At 70.9% G+C, this 16,845-nt stretch carries 15 protein-coding genes and 1 pseudogene; 8 read left to right on the top strand and 8 right to left on the bottom strand.

The genetic code is table 11. The features are described from left to right. Positions 1 to 329, top strand: a pseudogene (locus tag ACIRF9_RS44585) (hypothetical protein); the annotation flags it as partial. A gap of 1 nt (position 330) precedes the next feature. Here ACIRF9_RS44585 and ACIRF9_RS44580 read toward each other — a convergent pair. After that, entirely contained in the window at positions 331 to 1,923 is a 1,593-nt protein-coding gene (locus ACIRF9_RS44580) for a threonine/serine exporter ThrE family protein (protein WP_403834972.1), read from the bottom strand. Positions 1,924 to 2,028: 105 nt separating this feature from the next. After that, the gene (locus ACIRF9_RS44575; RefSeq protein WP_055637912.1) at positions 2,029 to 2,520 is read right to left on the bottom strand and encodes an inorganic diphosphatase; all 492 of its coding nucleotides are present in this window, start codon (positions 2,518 to 2,520) and stop codon (positions 2,029 to 2,031) included. 124 nt (positions 2,521 to 2,644) lie between these two features. Between ACIRF9_RS44575 and dacB the strand changes: the two genes are divergently transcribed. The 6 genes from dacB (at position 2,645) to folE (ending at position 10,299) form a co-directional block, all read left to right on the top strand. After that, positions 2,645 to 4,261, top strand: coding sequence for a D-alanyl-D-alanine carboxypeptidase/D-alanyl-D-alanine-endopeptidase (dacB, locus tag ACIRF9_RS44570; protein WP_403834969.1), 1,617 nt, complete (start codon positions 2,645 to 2,647; stop codon positions 4,259 to 4,261). Between the two features lie 110 nt (positions 4,262 to 4,371). Next, positions 4,372 to 5,505 (top strand): zinc-dependent metalloprotease, encoded by a 1,134-nt coding sequence (locus tag ACIRF9_RS44565; RefSeq protein ID WP_403834967.1) that lies wholly within the window; start codon positions 4,372 to 4,374, stop codon positions 5,503 to 5,505. A gap of 192 nt (positions 5,506 to 5,697) precedes the next feature. After that, complete coding sequence (tilS, locus tag ACIRF9_RS44560) at positions 5,698 to 6,720, top strand: tRNA lysidine(34) synthetase TilS (RefSeq protein WP_403834964.1); 1,023 nt, start codon at positions 5,698 to 5,700, stop codon at positions 6,718 to 6,720. Positions 6,721 to 6,774: 54 nt separating this feature from the next. Next, entirely contained in the window at positions 6,775 to 7,335 is a 561-nt protein-coding gene (gene hpt / locus ACIRF9_RS44555; RefSeq protein WP_264930168.1) for a hypoxanthine phosphoribosyltransferase, read from the top strand. Positions 7,336 to 7,521: 186 nt separating this feature from the next. Continuing rightward, positions 7,522 to 9,561: an ATP-dependent zinc metalloprotease FtsH gene (gene ftsH, locus ACIRF9_RS44550; RefSeq protein ID WP_403834962.1), complete on the top strand. Its 2,040-nt coding sequence runs from the start codon at positions 7,522 to 7,524 to the stop codon at positions 9,559 to 9,561. 132 nt (positions 9,562 to 9,693) lie between these two features. Beyond that, entirely contained in the window at positions 9,694 to 10,299 is a 606-nt protein-coding gene (gene folE, locus ACIRF9_RS44545) for a GTP cyclohydrolase I FolE (protein WP_403834959.1), read from the top strand. A 12-nt stretch (positions 10,300 to 10,311) separates the two neighbouring features. Here folE and ACIRF9_RS44540 read toward each other — a convergent pair whose 3' ends face one another. The 6 genes from ACIRF9_RS44540 to ACIRF9_RS44515 all read right to left on the bottom strand — a co-directional run bounded on the left by ACIRF9_RS44540 (position 10,312) and on the right by ACIRF9_RS44515 (position 15,446). Then, complete coding sequence (locus tag ACIRF9_RS44540; protein WP_403834956.1) at positions 10,312 to 10,800, bottom strand: DUF3180 domain-containing protein; 489 nt, start codon at positions 10,798 to 10,800, stop codon at positions 10,312 to 10,314. 77 nt (positions 10,801 to 10,877) lie between these two features. Next, positions 10,878 to 11,489 (bottom strand): 2-amino-4-hydroxy-6-hydroxymethyldihydropteridine diphosphokinase, encoded by a 612-nt coding sequence (gene folK / locus ACIRF9_RS44535; protein ID WP_403834953.1) that lies wholly within the window; start codon positions 11,487 to 11,489, stop codon positions 10,878 to 10,880. Beyond that, positions 11,486 to 11,845: a dihydroneopterin aldolase gene (gene folB / locus ACIRF9_RS44530; RefSeq protein WP_403834951.1), complete on the bottom strand. Its 360-nt coding sequence runs from the start codon at positions 11,843 to 11,845 to the stop codon at positions 11,486 to 11,488. The genes folK and folB overlap by 4 nt, the downstream gene beginning before the upstream one ends. A gap of 227 nt (positions 11,846 to 12,072) precedes the next feature. Continuing rightward, on the bottom strand, positions 12,073 to 12,585 hold the full coding sequence (locus ACIRF9_RS44525; RefSeq protein WP_403834949.1) for a nuclear transport factor 2 family protein: 513 nt from the start codon (positions 12,583 to 12,585) through the stop codon (positions 12,073 to 12,075). After that, positions 12,582 to 13,523: a dihydropteroate synthase gene (gene folP / locus ACIRF9_RS44520; protein ID WP_403834947.1), complete on the bottom strand. Its 942-nt coding sequence runs from the start codon at positions 13,521 to 13,523 to the stop codon at positions 12,582 to 12,584. The genes ACIRF9_RS44525 and folP overlap by 4 nt, the downstream gene beginning before the upstream one ends. A 111-nt stretch (positions 13,524 to 13,634) precedes the next feature. Beyond that, positions 13,635 to 15,446: a phosphatidylglycerol lysyltransferase domain-containing protein gene (locus tag ACIRF9_RS44515; protein ID WP_403834945.1), complete on the bottom strand. Its 1,812-nt coding sequence runs from the start codon at positions 15,444 to 15,446 to the stop codon at positions 13,635 to 13,637. Between the two features lie 235 nt (positions 15,447 to 15,681). On the opposite strand from ACIRF9_RS44515, the gene ACIRF9_RS44510 reads away from it, so the two are divergent. Next, positions 15,682 to 16,803: an alpha/beta hydrolase gene (locus ACIRF9_RS44510; protein ID WP_403834942.1), complete on the top strand. Its 1,122-nt coding sequence runs from the start codon at positions 15,682 to 15,684 to the stop codon at positions 16,801 to 16,803. The last annotated feature ends 42 nt before the right edge of the window (positions 16,804 to 16,845 follow it).

Here is a 16,845-nt window from a genome sequence, read left to right as displayed (position 1 = left end):
AGAACATCGAGGCGATCCTCATCCTGATCGTCCTCATCTCGGTGATCCCGATCGTCATCGAGTTCCTCCGCGCCCGCTCCCAGGCCAAGAAGAACCCGCAGCACCAGCAGCCCGCGGCCCCCGAGCAGCAGCAGCCGCACCAGCCCCAGTACCCGGTCATGGACGACGCGACGACCCAGCTCCGCCGCATCGACGACCAGCAGCCCCAGCAGCACGACTACTACGCCCAGCCCCAGCAGCAGCCGCAGCCCTACGCCAACGACTACTACGGCGGCCGGCAGCAGTACCCCCAGCAGCAGTACCCGTACAACCAGAACCAGGGCTACTAGGTCAGAAGCCCCGCGTCCGCTTGGCGGCCCGGCGTTTCTCCAGCGATCCGATCCGCAGGAACAGCCGGGACACCTCCGACCCCAGGTTCACGCCGATGGCGATCGCCATGGCCAGCGCCGCCGCCTTGGTCAGCGACGCCAACCCCGCGTCGACCTCGTTCTGCGCGATCGCCAGCAGCCCGAAGTAGGTGGCCGACCCGGGCAGCAGGGGCCCGATCGCCGCGGTGGTGTACGGCAGCGCCGACGCGAACCGGTACCGCGACAGCAACTGCCCGAACAACCCCACCACCCCCGCCGCGACGGCCGTGGAGGCCACGGGCGAGATCCCGCCGGCGTAGTGCATGGCGCCGTACACCGACCAGGCCACACCCCCGTTCAGGGTGACGGCCAGCACGGTGGATCGTTCCTGCTGCAACAGCACGGCGAACGTCAGCGACAGCAGCATCGACGCGCCGATCTGCCACAGCGGCCGCTCGGAGATGCCCAGGGCCGCGTCGGGGTTGAGATGGGCGCCCAGCTGGACGCCGACGTAGAGCATCACCAGCACGCCCACCACGATGCCCACGAAGAGGTACATGACCTCCAGGAGCCGGGCCGCCGCGGTGATGTAGAAGCCGGTCAGCCCGTCCTGGACGCCCGCCACCAGCGCCCGCCCGGGCAGCAGCGCGAACAGTCCGCCGGTGATGACCGCGGCCGCCTTCACGTCGACGTGCGCCAGCGTCAGCGCGATGCCCATGGCGGCCGAGGGCATCGCGGCAACCAGGAACTGGTAGAACTCCGGCAGCCCGCGCCCCGCGCACAGCCACGCCAGCCGGTCCCCGAGCATCGCGCCCAGCACCGCCGCCACGAACACGATCGCGTCACCGCCGACGAGGACCGAGGCCGCCCCCGCGAGCAGCCCGCTCGCCCCGGTCAGCACCCAGGTCGGGTACGGGTGCCGGTTGCGGCGGATCTCCGCGAGCCGCCGGTAGGCCTCCTCCAGGGAGATGTGGGTCTCCGGGTCGCTCAGATCGTCCACGAGCCGGAAGACGGCCGCCAGACGCGTGTAGTCGGTGCCCCGGCGGCGTACCGTCCGGGACGCCGTCACCGGGTCCTCCACCAGCGAGGGCTGGTAGGAGATCGACAGCAGTGTGAAGGTGACGTTCGGCTCGCAGCGGTCCAGCCCGTAGGAGCGGCACACCGCGAACATCGCGGCCTCCACGTCCTCCGCGCCCTCCCCGCCCGCGAGCAGCAGCTCACCGATGCGCAGGGTCAGGTCGAGCACGCGCGGGACGGCCGGACCGCCCTCCTCCGCCTTCGCGGGCGGCTCCGGCGCGGGCCGCTCGGCCACCGGCATCCGCAGCATCGTGCGCATCCGGTCCTGCCAGGGCACGTCCTTGGTCAGACTGACCACGGGTATCCCGCCGGCCGGTGTGAACGCGGGCGGGCCGCCGCGGGCGCTGTACGTGCTCGGCGGACTGAACGCCGAGCCCTCCGCTTCCGGGGCGGGCGAGACCTCCACCCCCTCCGGAACGGCGAACTCGGAGGTCACCTCGGGGTCGTAGGAACCCCTCGCCTCGTCCGACTGCGGCTTGCGGTCCTCCGCCTCCGTCACTGAGAAACGCTCCCTGAACGACACCTTCCGTAGGCCTCAGTATGCGCACAGAACGCGAAAGGGCCGCACGCGTGCGCGTGCGGCCCTTTCCGGGACTACGGGAGGTCAGTGACCGCCCTGGTCCTTGAAGCGCTTGTACGACCGCTCGATCTCGGCCTCGGCGTCGGTGCGGCCCACCCAGTCGGCGCCCTCGACGGACTTGCCGGGCTCCAGGTCCTTGTAGACCTCGAAGAAGTGCTGGATCTCCAGGCGGTCGAACTCCGACACGTGGTGGATGTCGCGCAGGTGCTCCACGCGCGGGTCCGTCGCCGGGACGCACAGCAGCTTGTCGTCGCCGCCGGCCTCGTCCGTCATACGGAACATGCCGATCGCGCGGCAGCGGATGAGACAGCCCGGGAAGGTCGGCTCGTCCAGGATGACCAGCGCGTCCAGCGGGTCGCCGTCCTCGCCGAGGGTGTTCTCGACGAAGCCGTAGTCGGTCGGGTAGGCGGTCGAGGTGAAGAGTCGACGGTCCAGGCGGATCCGACCGGTCTCGTGGTCCACCTCGTACTTGTTCCGCGAACCCTTCGGGATCTCGATCGTGACGTCGAACTCCACCGGTGGCTCCTCCATGATCAGCACATAGTTCTGGTGGTTAAGTGTCCCTCACGCAGGTGTGTGATCGCGAAAGGGGCTGGTGGTCGTGCCAGAGCTGAGGCCTTGGCGAGCCGCGAGACCGCATGTGGTGCGGATCACGGACGCCGTACGACCGCGTCTGGCACGGGCCGCAGGGATCGTACGACCCTCTCTGACGCGCGTCGCGGCGGCCGCCAAGCCGCAGGTCGCACGGCTGACGCGGGCGGCTGGGCCGCGGCTCGCACGGATCACGAAGGCCGGTCCGGGCGTCAGGTCCTGGCAGTACACCGCGGGTGCGGCGACCGCCGGTCTGGCGCTGGCCGCCGGCGTGGTGACCGCCGCCGGTCCCTGGGACTCCACCGGTCAGCGTACGGCCGAGCGGGACCGGGCAGCCGCCCTGGAACGTACGGGTGGCGCAGATCACGGCCGTAAGAACGATTCGTCCCGTACGTCCGACACGGCCGCCGGGGCGCCCCGGCCCGCCCCCAGCGCCGCCTCCGTCCTCACCGGCCTCGGGGGCGCCGCCGGCACCGTGAAGTCCGCCCCGGACGCCCTGCCGACCAGCACCGGCCTCGCCGCCGTCCTGGACCGCCTGCTGGCCGATCCCGCCCTCGGCGCCCGCCACACCGTCGCGGTCGTCGACGTGGCCACCGGCAAGCGCCTGTACGGCTCCGGCGCCGACGAGGCGCTGACCCCGGCCTCCACCACGAAGATCGCCACCGCCGTCGCCGCGCTCTCCGCGATGGGCGCCGACCACCGCCTCACCACCCGCGCCGCGCTCGAACCCGACACCAGGGAACTCGTCCTCGTCGGCGGCGGCGACCCCACCCTCACCGCCCGCAAGGACGCCCAGGGCTGGGCGAGCCTGCGCACCCTCGCCGCCTCGACGGCCAAGGCGCTCAAGAAGCGCGGCATCACCGACGTCACCCTCTCGTACGACACGACCCTCTTCGCCGGCTCCCGGATTCACCCCATCGGGGTCAACCCCAACCTCGCCCCCGTCACCGCCCTGAGCGCCGACGAGGGCCGCATCGACGACTCGACGAGCGGCCCGGCGACCCGCGTGAGCGACCCGGCGGTCGACGCCACCGGCAAGTTCGCGGAGTTCCTGAAGGCCGACGGCATCACGACCACGGCCCCCGGCCCCTCGAAGGCGACCACGCGCGCGCAGACGCTCGCCACGGTCTCCTCGCCCCCGCTGTCCACCGTGGTCGAACGCATGCTCACCAACAGCGACAACGACATCGCCGAGGCCCTCGCCCGCCAGACCGCCCTCGCGACCGGAGTCCGCGCCGACTTCGCCGGCGGCGGCAAGGCCGTCCAGGCCCAGCTGAAGAAGCTCGGCCTGCCCATGACGGGCGCCGCCTTCAAGGACGGCAGCGGGCTCGACCGCGAGGACCGCCTCACCGCGACCCTGCTGACCGCCCTGCTGGTCAAGGCCGGCGACCCGGACCGGCCCGAGCTGCGCCCCGTCCTCACCGGCCTGCCCGTCGCCGGCTTCACCGGCACCCTCAGCACCCGCTACGCCGACGGCGCGGCCGGCGTCGTGCGGGCCAAGACCGGCACCCTGACCGGCGTGAACACCCTCGCCGGCACCGTCGTCGACCAGGACGGGCGCCTGCTGGCCTTCGCCCTGCTCACCTCCGCCACGACCGACCCGACCGCGGCCCAGACGGCACTGGACAGGACCGCGACGGCCCTCGCCGGCTGCGGATGCAGGTGACCGCGGCCCTCCGGGAGATCCCCGACGCCGCCCCGCCCCCGACCCTGACGTCCCCCTGATCGACGCCTCGCGGCCTGCCCCAACCGGCGGCGCTCACGTACGGTTGACACATGACGAGCATCGGTGGTGCTGCATCTGCTGGGATGGTCGACTGGAATCTCGCGGTCGCGACCGCGACCCGGCTGGTGCGGCCGGGCCCCGAGGTCAGCCGTGACGAGGCCCGCACCGTCGTCGCGGAACTGCGCCGGCACGCCAAGGCCTCGGAGCGACACGTCCGCGGCTTCACCCGGATGGGCACCGAGGACATCCACGACACCCCGATCCTCGTCGTCGACCGGCCCGGCTGGGTCCGGGCGAACGTCGCCGGGTTCCGGGAGATCCTCAAGCCCCTCCTCGACAAGATGCAGGAACGCCGTGGGAGCAGCCCCGGCGGCGCGGTCCTCGGCGCGGTCGGCGGCAAGGTCACCGGCGTCGAACTGGGCATGCTGCTGTCCTTCCTGGCCTCCCGCGTCCTCGGGCAGTACGAGACCTTCGCCCCCGCCACCCGCGAACTCCCCGCCGGAGCCAAGAACGGCGGCCGGCTGCTGCTCGTCGCGCCCAACATCGTCCACGTCGAACGCGAACTCGACGTCGACCCTCACGACTTCCGCCTCTGGGTCTGCCTCCACGAGGAGACGCACCGCACCCAGTTCTCCGCGGTGCCCTGGCTGCGCGACCACCTGGAGGGCGAGATCCAGTCGTTCCTGGGGGAGACCGACGTCGACCCCATGACCTTCCTGGAGCGGGTCAGGGAAGCCGCCCAGTCCCTCGCCGGCGGCCGCCCCGAGGGCGAGGAGGACGACGGCGGCCACTCCCTCGTCGAACTCGTGCAGACCCCCGCCCAGCGGGAGATCCTCGGCCGGCTCACCGCCGTGATGTCCCTCCTGGAGGGCCACGCCGACTTCGTCATGGACGGCGTCGGCCCGGATGTCGTGCCGTCCGTCTCCGAGATCCGCGAGAAGTTCCAGCAGCGCCGCGCCAAGGGCGCCTCCCGGCTGGACGTCGCCCTGCGCAAACTGCTCGGCCTGGACGCCAAGCTCCGCCAGTACAAGGACGGCGAGAAGTTCGTGCGGTCCGTCGTCGACCAGGTCGGCATGGACGGCTTCAACCGCGTCTGGACCTCCCCGAACACCCTCCCCACCAAGGCCGAGATCGCCAAACCGGCGGACTGGGTCGCCCGGGTGCACCGCAAGGCCGAGTCATGACCCCGCCCGGAACGTGGTGAACCAGATCCGGCCCACGGCAGGCGAACGCCCCTTCAATCACCCGTCCGAGGGACCGTGAGCCCTCGACAGGCGTGCGATGCTCGGGGAACGGCCCGGTTCTGTCACCATCTACACACTCTGAGTGACCGACCTCGGGCTCACCCCCCGAAAACTTCATGAAGGGAACCGGACATGGGTCCCCATCCAGCGGTCGCGGCGATACGCCTGGCGGTCCGCCGCGTCCTCCACGACATCCTCAATGACCACCAGAACCCCGACCCGGGGGCGTACGAGCGCCCGCCCGCGCCGCTCGTCCTCGTGGCGTGCTCCGGCGGCGCCGACTCCATGGCGCTCGCCTCCGCCCTCGCCTTCGAGGCCCCCCGGCTCGGCGTCCGGGCCGGCGGCGTCACCGTCGACCACGGCCTGCAGCCCGGCTCCGACCTGCGCGCCGCCGAAGTCGTCCTGCGCATGCGCGAACTCGGCCTCGACCCCGTCGAGTCCACCTCCGTGACCGTCGGCCGCGAGGGAGGCCCCGAGGCCGCCGCCCGCGACGCCCGCTACGCCGCCCTCGATGCCGCAGCCGTTCGCCACGGCGCCGCCGCCGTACTGCTCGGCCACACCCGCGACGACCAGGCCGAGACCGTCCTGCTCGGACTCGCCCGCGGCTCCGGCATCCGCTCCCTCTCCGGAATGGCCGCGGTCTCGGGGGCCGGCGGCCGTTACCGCCGCCCCTTCCTCGAGCTCGACCGGCAGACCGCCCGCAAGGCCTGCATGGTCCAGGCCCTCCCCGTCTGGGACGACCCGCACAACGCCGACCCCGCCTACACCCGCTCCCGGCTGCGCCACGAAGGCCTGCCCGCGCTGGAGAAGGCACTCGGCAAGGGGGTCGTCGAGGCACTCGCCCGGACGGCCCAGCTCTCCCGCGACGACGCCGACGCCCTGGACTCCTGGGCCCGCCGCGCCGAGGCCTCCGTACGGGACACCGCGGGCCTTCTGGAGTGCGCCAAGCTCTACGCCCTGCCGCCCGCCGTCCGCCGCCGCATCCTGCGCAGCGCCGCCATCGAGGCGGGCGCCCCGGCCGGTTCCCTCTTCGCCCGGCACATCGAGGAGGTCGACCGGCTGATCACCGGCTGGCGCGGCCAGGGAGCCATCAATCTCCCCGGCAAAGTCGTGGCCCAGCGACAGGGTGGCAGACTGGTGATTCGGCAAGGCTGATTCCCGACCCTCCGCCAGGAGGGTCCGGGCCGGCCGGTGGGACGACCGAAAGTGATGCGGGTGGACGCGAAAGACATGGGTGCCGACCTCAAGCAGGTGCTCATCACCAAGGAAGAGATCGACGCGAAGCTGGCCGAGCTGGCCGCGAAGATCGACGCTGAGTACGCGGGCAAGGACCTGCTGATCGTCGGTGTCCTCAAGGGCGCGGTGATGGTCATGGCCGACCTCGCCCGGGCGCTGTCCACCCCTGTCACCATGGACTGGATGGCCGTGTCGTCGTACGGCGCGGGCACCCAGTCCTCCGGTGTCGTGCGGATCCTCAAGGACCTCGACACCGACATCAAGGGCAGGCACGTCCTGATCGTCGAGGACATCATCGACTCCGGCCTGACCCTCTCCTGGCTGATCTCCAACCTCGGCTCGCGCGAGCCGGCCTCGCTGAAGGTGTGCACGCTGCTGCGCAAGCCCGACGCGGCCAAGGTCGCCATCGACGTCGAGTGGGTCGGCTTCGACATCCCCAACGAGTTCGTCGTGGGCTACGGCCTCGACTACGCCGAGAAGTACCGCAACCTCCCGTTCGTCGGTACGCTCGCGCCCCACGTCTACGGCGGCTGAACCCCCCCGGGGCCGAAGCACGTAGGACGATCGGGAACCCCGGCGGCCCTCGCGCCGTTGGAGCATGCAGACGGGTTTGCCAGCCGGACTGTGCGGCTTCGCGTGACAAAGCTGGGGTACCGTCAGAAGAACTGTCTTATCAAACTCACTATGGCAGGAGGGACGGGGCGACACCGCTCCGTATGGATGGACGTGAAGCGATACTTCCGTGGGCCGGTCATGTGGATCGTGCTGGCCGTCCTTGCCGTGGTCGTGTTGATGCAGGTCGTCGGCTCGTCCGGCGGCTACAAGACGGTGGACACCGGCCAGGTCGTGGCAGCGATCAACGACAACAAGGTCGAGTCGGCCAAGCTCACCACCGGTGACGAGCAGACCATCAAGGTCACGCTCAAGGACGGCGTGAAGGTCAAGGGCAGCTCGAAGATCCAGGCGAGCTACATCGGCGACCAGGGCGTGACCATCGCCAACACGCTGCAGACCAAGTACCAGGACAAGCAGATTCCGGACGGCTACACGGTCTCTCCGACGAAGCAGAACGCCTTCGTCGGGATCCTGCTGTCCCTGCTCCCCTTCGTCCTCATCGTGGTCGTCTTCCTGTTCCTGATGAATCAGATGCAGGGCGGCGGCTCCCGCGTCATGAACTTCGGCAAGTCCAAGGCGAAGCTCATCACCAAGGACACCCCGAAGACGACGTTCGCGGACGTCGCCGGTTCGGACGAGGCCGTCGAGGAGCTCCACGAGATCAAGGAGTTCCTGCAGGAGCCGGCGAAGTTCCAGGCCGTCGGCGCCAAGATCCCCAAGGGCGTCCTGCTCTACGGTCCGCCCGGAACCGGCAAGACCCTGCTCGCGCGCGCCGTCGCCGGCGAGGCGGGCGTCCCGTTCTACTCGATCTCCGGTTCCGACTTCGTCGAGATGTTCGTCGGTGTCGGTGCCTCCCGGGTCCGTGACCTCTTCGAGCAGGCCAAGGCGAACGCCCCGGCGATCGTCTTCGTCGACGAGATCGACGCGGTCGGCCGTCACCGCGGCGCCGGCCTCGGCGGTGGTCACGACGAGCGCGAGCAGACGCTGAACCAGCTGCTCGTCGAGATGGACGGCTTCGACGTCAAGGGCGGCGTGATCCTCATCGCCGCGACGAACCGGCCCGACATCCTCGACCCGGCGCTGCTGCGTCCCGGCCGCTTCGACCGCCAGATCGCGGTCGACCGCCCGGACATGCAGGGCCGCCTGGAGATCCTCAAGGTCCACCAGAAGGGCAAGCCGGTCGCGCCCGACGTCGACCTGTCCGCCGTCGCCCGCCGCACGCCCGGCTTCACGGGTGCCGATCTCTCCAACGTGCTGAACGAGGCCGCGCTGCTGACGGCCCGCTCGGACAAGAAGCTGATCGACAACCAGATGCTGGACGAGGCGATCGACCGCGTGGTCGCGGGCCCGCAGAAGCGGACCCGGATCATGTCGGACAAGGAGAAGAAGATCACCGCGTACCACGAGGGCGGTCACGCCCTGGTCGCGGCGGCCTCCCCGAACTCCGACCCGGTCCACAAGATCACGATCCTCTCGCGAGGCCGTGCCCTGGGCTACACGATGGTCCTCCCCGACGAGGACAAGTACTCGACCACGCGCAACGAGATGCTGGACCAGCTGGCGTACATGCTGGGCGGCCGCGCGGCCGAGGAACTCGTCTTCCACGACCCGACCACGGGCGCGGCGAACGACATCGAGAAGGCCACCGCCACCGCCCGCGCGATGGTCACCCAGTACGGCATGACCGAGCGTCTGGGCGCCATCAAGTTCGGCGGCGACAACACCGAGCCGTTCCTCGGCCGTGAGATGGCTCACCAGCGCGACTACTCGGAAGAGGTCGCCGCCCTGGTGGACGAGGAAGTGAAGAAGCTCATCGAGAACGCGCACAACGAAGCCTGGGAAATCCTGGTGGAGAACCGCGACGTCCTCGACAACCTGGTCCTGCAGCTGCTGGAGAGGGAGACGCTGGGCAAGGAGGAGATCGCCGAGATCTTCGCCCCCATCGTCAAGCGTCCCCCGCGGCCGGCCTGGACCGGCTCCTCCCGCCGCACGCCGTCCACCCGCCCGCCGGTGCTCTCCCCCAAGGAGCTCGCACTGACGAACGGCGCCAACGGCGCGACCCCGGCGATCTCCACCGCCAAGGCCACGGCGGCGGAGGCCACCCCGGTGATCGAGTCGGCCCCGGAGGACCGCCCCGAGAGCTGATCGAGGCTCCCGGCCGCCTCACCAGGCCCGGAATGGATGCCGCGCCCCCCAGGTTCTAGCCTGGGGGGCGCGGCATTCGCGTATGACCGATTTCGTACGCTCATGTAGGGACACCTAGGAACGAGGCAGCACATGACCGACCCCGTGACGCTGGACGGCGAGGGTTTCATCGGCGAGTTCGACGAGAAGCGCGCCGAGAACGCCGTACGTGAACTGCTGATCGCGGTCGGCGAGGACCCGGACCGCGAGGGGCTCAAGGAGACCCCGGCGCGGGTGGCGCGGGCGTACCGGGAGCTTCTGGCGGGCCATACGCAGGTGCCCGAGGATGTCCTGACGACGACGTTCGATCTCGGCCACGACGAGATGGTCCTGGTGAAGGACATCGAGATCGTGTCCCTGTGCGAGCACCACATGCTGCCGTTCCACGGAGTGGCGCACGTGGGCTACATCCCGGCCGATACCGGCAAGATCACCGGCCTGTCGAAGCTGGCGCGGCTGGTCGAGGTGTTCGCCCGTCGGCTGCAGGTGCAGGAACGACTCACCACGCAGGTGGCCGACTCGCTGATGCGGATCCTCGAGGCGCGCGGTGTGATCGTCGTCATCGAGGCCGAGCACATGTGCATGTCGGTGCGCGGGATCCGCAAGCCGGGCGCCAAGACGACGACCTCGGCGGTGCGAGGCCAGCTGCGGGACGCCACGACCCGCGCCGAGGCGATGAGCCTGATACTGGCGCGCTGACGCCTCCGCGGGCTACGCGGCCGGTTCCGCCCCGCTGTGGTTGTGGTCGTCGTCCTCCGGGAGCTTGCAGACGCGCTCCAGGAACAGGGCGGCCGCTATGACCCCGATGCCCGCCAGGACCGAGAAGCCGGCGTAGATGGCCTGGTCGCGCCGGGCCGGGATGTCGAGGGACTCCAGGAGGAAGACGCCCGTGCCGCCGTACATGCCGGCGACGAGGGCGGCCACCAGGGCGCTGGCCTGGCCGAAGACGACCGCGCGGGCCGCCATGAGGGGGTCGACGCCCTTGGCCTCGGGGCGGCGCTCGCGCTGGGCCTTGAGACGGGCCCGCAGCGACAGCGCCGTGGCCGTGAGGACCACGGCGATCAGGGCGAGGACGATGGGGGCGGCCAGCGGGACGCTGGGCAGGGTCCCGATCGAGTTCCAGAGGCGGGCGCCCGCCCAGGACAGGACGCCCGCCACGACGAAAACGCCCGCCAGCACCCTGATGCGCAGCTCTCTCACGGTGTCCCTTCAACTCCCCCGGGTTCCGCGGGTCCTTCCGCGGACAGTGGTCGTAGTGGTCGTCTTGACCTTAACGACTACTCGGGGAGGTGGAGTTCCAGGTCCTTGCGGACGCTGACGCCGTCGCGTGTGATCGCGTCGAGGAGGTCGGCGACCGCGCCGCGGCCGGGGAGCTGGGCCTCGGGTTCCACGTCGTGCCAGGGGGCGAGGACGAAGGCGCGCTGGTGGGCGCGCGGGTGAGGGAGGGTGAGGTGCGGGTCGTCGTCGACGACGTCGGCGTACGCCACGATGTCGACGTCGAGGGTGCGCGCGCCCCAGCGCTCGTCCCGGACGCGGTGGAAGGCCTCCTCGACCGCGTGGGCCCGCTCCAGCAGCGAGGACGGGGGCAGGGTCGTCTTGAGGAGGACGACCGCGTTGAAGTACGAGGGCTGGCTGCCGGGATCGACGCCCCACGGCTCCGTCTCGTACACCGGGGAGACGGCCTTGATGCGGACGCCCGGGGTGTCCTCCAGGGCGTCGATGGCCCCCTGGAGGGTCTCCAGGCGGTTGCCGAGGTTGGAGCCGAGGGAGATCACGGCGCGTTTGGGGTTGTGCAGGGTGGTGTCGGCGGCGTCCACCTGCTGCACGACGGAGGCGGGCACCGGCTGAACGGTCGGGTCGCTGTGACCCTCGGTGAAGGACGCGGTCATACTCGGCTCCGGGTGATGGTGACGGTCACGTCGTCGAAGGGGACGGTGATCGGCGCGTTCGGCTTGTGGACCACGACTTCGACCTCTTGTACCCCCTCGTGCTTCAGACAGGCCTGGGCGATGCGCTCGGCGAGCGTTTCGATGAGGTTGACGGGCTCGCCCTCGACGACGGCCACGACCTCCTCGGCCACGATGCCGTAGTGCACGGTCTTCGCCAGGTCGTCGTCGGCGGCCGCCGGCCGGGTGTCCAGGCCCAGGACGAGGTCCACGACGAAGGTCTGGCCCTCCCTGCGTTCCTCGGGGAAGACACCGTGGTACCCGCGGGCCTTCAGGCCGCGCAGCGCGACACGATCCACGCGAATCACTCCTGCAATCGTCGGTTGCGGCCGGTCCGTACCGGGTGCGGGCGGCACCCCGGCCTCGAACGAATCTACCTGCGCGCACTGACAAGCCCGGGTTCCGGCCGGTGTGGCCCCGGCCCGGCCCGGAGTTTTCACCTGGCGTTTCCCTTGGGGAACCCGCTGCCTCACGGGCTGGTAGCCGCCCCTACCCGCGGGTTCGTGATTCCAACCACTTCTTGTGTTCAGGAGGGTGTGTCGTCGTCCTCGGGGGTCTCGTCCTCGTCGTTCTCTGCCAGGACCGGGGAGGCGTGGTGGGACCAGAGCTTCCAGCCGTCCGGGGTGCGGCGGAACACGTTCGTGGCGACCACCAGTTGGCCCACGAGCGGCCCGAGCTCCTCGCCGGCCCGTGGCGCGGGGCCGCCGCTGAGGATGTTCTCCGTGCAGGTCACGAGGGCGGTGTCGCCGGTGACCGAGACGTGCACGTCCGTGAGGAAGAACTGGATGTAGTCCGTGTTCGCCATGATCAGCGCGTACGAGCGCAGGACCTCGCCGCGTCCGGTGAGCACCGGCCAGCCGGGGTGCACGCAGGAGATCACGCCGGTGTCCGCCGGGTCGTGGTACTCCTCGTCGACGCCCAGGTCGGAGGGGGTGAGCCAGAGCGCGGACACCGCTTCGAAGTCGCCCTGTTCCAGTGCCTCGTAGAAGGCGGTGTTGGCGGCCTCGACCTGCTCGACGTCGGTGTGGGGGGCGCTCACCGGGCTCCTTCTGCGCCGTGTGGGCCGCGTGCGCCCGAGTCGTCGGCGCCGGGGTGCGCGCTGGGCGCGGCGCTTTCCGTGCGGGCCCCTTCCACGGCGCGCGCGACCCGTACGGCGTCCGCCGTGGCGCGTACCTCGTGCACACGGACCGCCCACGCGCCGGTGTGCGCCGCGAGCGCGGAGACGGCGGCCGTGGCGGCGTCGCGCTCGCGCGCGGGCGGGGGCGCGCTCTCGGGTCCGGCCAGGACCCGGCCGAGGAAGCGCTTGCGGGAGGCGGCGACGAGCAGCGGGTGCCCCAGGGCGTGCAGCCGGTCGAGGTGGGCGAGCAGGGTGAGGTCGTGGTCGGCCTCCTTGGAGAAGCCGAGGCCGGGGTCGACGACGATGCGGTCGGGGGAGACACCGCCCGCCAGGACGGCCTCCACGCGCGCGTGCAGTTCGTCGACGACTTCCGTGACGACGTCGTCGTAGACGCCCTTGATGCCGCCGCCCTCCAGGAAGCCGCGCCAGTGCATGACGACGAAGGGGGCGCCCGCGTCCGCGACGACCGGGATCATCGCGGGGTCGGCGAGGCCGCCGCTGACGTCGTTGACCAGGGCGGCGCCGGCGGCGAGGGCCTGGGCGGCGACGGAGGCGCGCATCGTGTCGACGGAGACGACGACGCCCTCGGAGGCGAGGCCGCGGACGACGGGGATGACACGGCGCAGTTCCTCGGCCTCGTCGACGCGGGTGGCGCCGGGCCGGGTGGACTCGCCGCCGACGTCGACGAGGTCGGCGCCCTCGGCGACGAGCTGGAGGCCGTGTTTGACGGCGGCCGTCGTGTCGAACCAGCGGCCGCCGTCGGAGAAGGAGTCGGGCGTCACGTTGACGACTCCCATGACCGCACAGCGGTCCCATTCCGGAAGTCCGGCGACGCGCCCGCGTCCGATCTGCTTGCTCATACGTTCAGCGTAGGCCCAGGAGAGGGCCGGTACGCCGGGCGGCCCGGGCGGAAGCCCCAGGGCTGGGAGGGGGCGGGGCCCCGCCCGGGCCGGTCCGGGAGGGCCGCGGGACTAGGCGGCCCGTACATCTCTTTCGGCCAGTGTGTGCGTGCACACGCGTGCCTGTTTGGTGCGGCGGCGCAGGAAGCGGGGCAGGGGGAGGGCGAGGTCGACGAAGCCCTCGGCCTGCATGGCGGCGAAGCCGATGCGGGGGAGGTCGCCGGAGGCCCGGTAGACGACGAAGCGGGGTTCCCAGCGGGGCTGGAACTTGGCGTTGAACTTGTAGAGCGACTCGATCTGGAACCAGCGGGAGAGGAAGACCAGCAGTCCGCGCCAGGCGCGCAGCACCGGTCCCGCGCCGATCTTCTCGCCGCGGGCCAGCGCGGAGCGGAACATCGCGAAGTTCAGCGACACGCGCGTGATGCCGAATTTCGGGGCGGCCTGGAGGGCGGCGACGATCAGCAGTTCGTTCATGCCCGGGTCGGCCGAGCGGTCGCGGCGCATCAGGTCCAGGGAGGCGCCGTCGCAGCCCCAGGGCACGAAGTGGAGGATCGCCTTCAGGTCGCCGTAGGGGCCGGAGACCTCGTCGGCCTTGTGGGCGGTGGCGATGAGGCAGTCGCCGTCGGCGGCGTCGCCCACGCGGCCCAGCGCCATGGAGAAGCCGCGCTCGGTGTCGGTGCCGCGCCAGTCCTCGGCGGCGCGCCGGATGCGCTCCAGCTCCGCCTCGCCCAGGTCACGGACACGACGTACGCGGGTCTCGTAACCGGCGCGCTCGATGCGCTTGACCATCTGGCGCACGTTGCGCATCGCGCGGCCGGCGAGGGAGAAATCCGCGACGTCCACCACCGCCTCGTCGCCCAGTTCGAGGGCGTCGAGGCCGGTCTCGCGGGTCCAGACCTCGCCACCGGTCTCCGAGCAGCCCATGACGGCGGGCGTCCAGGAGTGCGCCTTGGCCTCGTCCATGAAGCGCTCGATGGCGCCGGGCCAGGCCTCGACGTCGCCGATGGGGTCGCCGCTGGCGAGCATCACGCCGGAGACCACGCGGTAGGTGACGGCCGCCTTGCCGCTGGGGGAGAAGACGACGGCCTTGTCGCGGCGCAGCGCGAAGTGGCCGAGGGAGTCGCGCCCGCCGTGCTTGTCCAGCAGGGCACGCAGGCGGGTCTCGTCCTCCTCGGTGAGGCGGGCGGCCGGGTGTTCGGGGCGGAAGGCGAGGTAGATCGTCGTCACCGCGGTGATCCAGCCGAGGGCGCCGAGGGAGAAGGCGACGGTCCAGGAGGTGCTGCCCTGGTAGTCGACCGGGCCCTCGAAGCCGAAGAGGCCGTAGAGGACGTGCGTAATGCGATCGGCCAGGCTCGGGTCGCCGATCATGCGCCGCGGGTGGACGCTGACGATGATCAGTCCGAGGACGAGGGAACCGGCGCCCATGAGGACGAAGTTGGCGAGCGCGCGCCAGCGGCTGCGCGGGTCGGGCAGGGCCGCGAACTGGTCGCGGTGGAGCACCAGCGGCACCAGGAGCGCGAGCGAGATGACCGCGCCCACGATCGAGTGCCGGTACACGAACTGCGCGACCGCGCCGGCCGGCAGCAGCACCACCGCGGCCCGCCACGCGCGCCGCTTGGCGCGCTTGAGACCGTGGGCGAGCAGGAGCAGCAGGACGCCGGCGCTGAGCGAGAGAGCGGCCGCGAACGGGCCGAACGAACCGGGCAGCACCTCGGCGAGGGTGTGCATACGGCTCTGCCGGAACCGCGGGAAGATGCCCGCGGCGACGTCCAGCAGACCCACGAGGGCACAGGCTCTGCCGACGAGGGCGGGTACGGACTCGGGGCGCGGACCTCGCATCAGCTGCCGCACCCGGCTTGATCGGCGCGGAACCCCGCCCGACATTTCCCCATCTTCCCTGACAGACATCGCATCCCGTAGTTCCGCGAGAGACCTTGAACCCGGCGCCATTCGGGGCATCCGGCGACATTGCGCCCTCTAGGACGGTGTCTCGGGGAGAGAGGTTCACTCCCCTCTTCAAAGCCGCCGAAAAGGCCAAGGAAAGTCCGGGACAAGCCCTCGCGAAGGAGTCGGGGGAACGGCTGTGCGCCCGGGCGCGGAGCAGGCAGGAATCCACCGCATGGGTCTCACGAGCAACACAGTGCTGCTGTTGTCGGTTCTGTTCGCCTTACTGCTGTTCGTCGGCACGGTATGGCTGTGGCCGCGACTGTCCCGGCGTACCTGGCGGGCCGTCAGCGGTCGTGTCGGACTGCTGCTGTCGACGCAGTTGGCGCTTTTCCTGTGCGTGGGGCTGTCGGCCAATCAGGCCTTCGGTTTCTACGCCAGCTGGGCGGACCTGTTCGGCCGGGAGACCGAGCCGGGTGTGGTCGTCGACCACACGGGCGGCGCGCCGGGACCGCTGCGGGTCGTCGACACCCGGCGCGTGGACGGCGGCGGCGGACGGCCGGAAGTCAACGGGCAGATCCAGAAGGTGGCCCTCAGCGGCCGTACGACGCGCATGGGCACGCCCGCCTTCGTGTACCTCCCGCCGGAGTACTTCGCCCCGGAGAACCGCACGCGCACGTTCCCCGCGGCCGTCGTCCTCACCGGTTACCCCGGGACGGCGCAGGCGCTCGTCGACAAGCTGCACTACCCGCGCACCGCGCGGCAGCTCGCCGAGGACGGGCGGATGCAGCCGATGATCCTGGTGATGCTGCGGCCGACGGTGGCACCGCCCCGGGACACGGAGTGCGTGGACATCCCGGGCGGGCCGCAGACCGAGTCGTTCTTCGCCAAGGATCTGCCGGACGCCGTCACGGCCCACTACCGGGTCGGCAGGAAGCCCGGGAGCTGGGGCATCATCGGGGACTCCACGGGCGGTTACTGTGCCCTGAAGCTCGCGATGCACCACCCCGAGGTGTACGCGGCGGGCGCGGGTCTGTCCGCGTACTACAAGGCGCCGACCGATCCGACCACCGGCGACCTCTTCCACGGCGACGAGACCCTGCGCAACGAGGCCGATCTGCACTGGTTCATGAAGAACCGTTCCGCCCCGGACACCTCGCTGCTCGTCACCAGCAGCAAGTCCGGCGAGTCCAACTACAGGGCCACGCTGAAGTTCATAGACCTGGTGAAGGCCACGAACACGACCCGGATCTCGTCGATCATCCTCGAAAGCGGTGGGCACAACTTCAACACCTGGCGGCGCGAGATCCCGCCGACCCTGGAGTGGATCAGCGGGCGGCTGAGTAATCGATCTTGATTTACGTGGCCTGTGAAGACTTCGGTATGGCTGTGTTTTTAC

It is taken from the genome of Streptomyces sp. NPDC096132 (genome assembly GCF_044763345.1).
Lineage (GTDB): Bacteria > Actinomycetota > Actinomycetes > Streptomycetales > Streptomycetaceae > Streptomyces.
The sequence above is the reverse complement of the archived record's forward strand: the minus strand, read 5'-3'. Positions and strand labels throughout refer to the sequence as shown.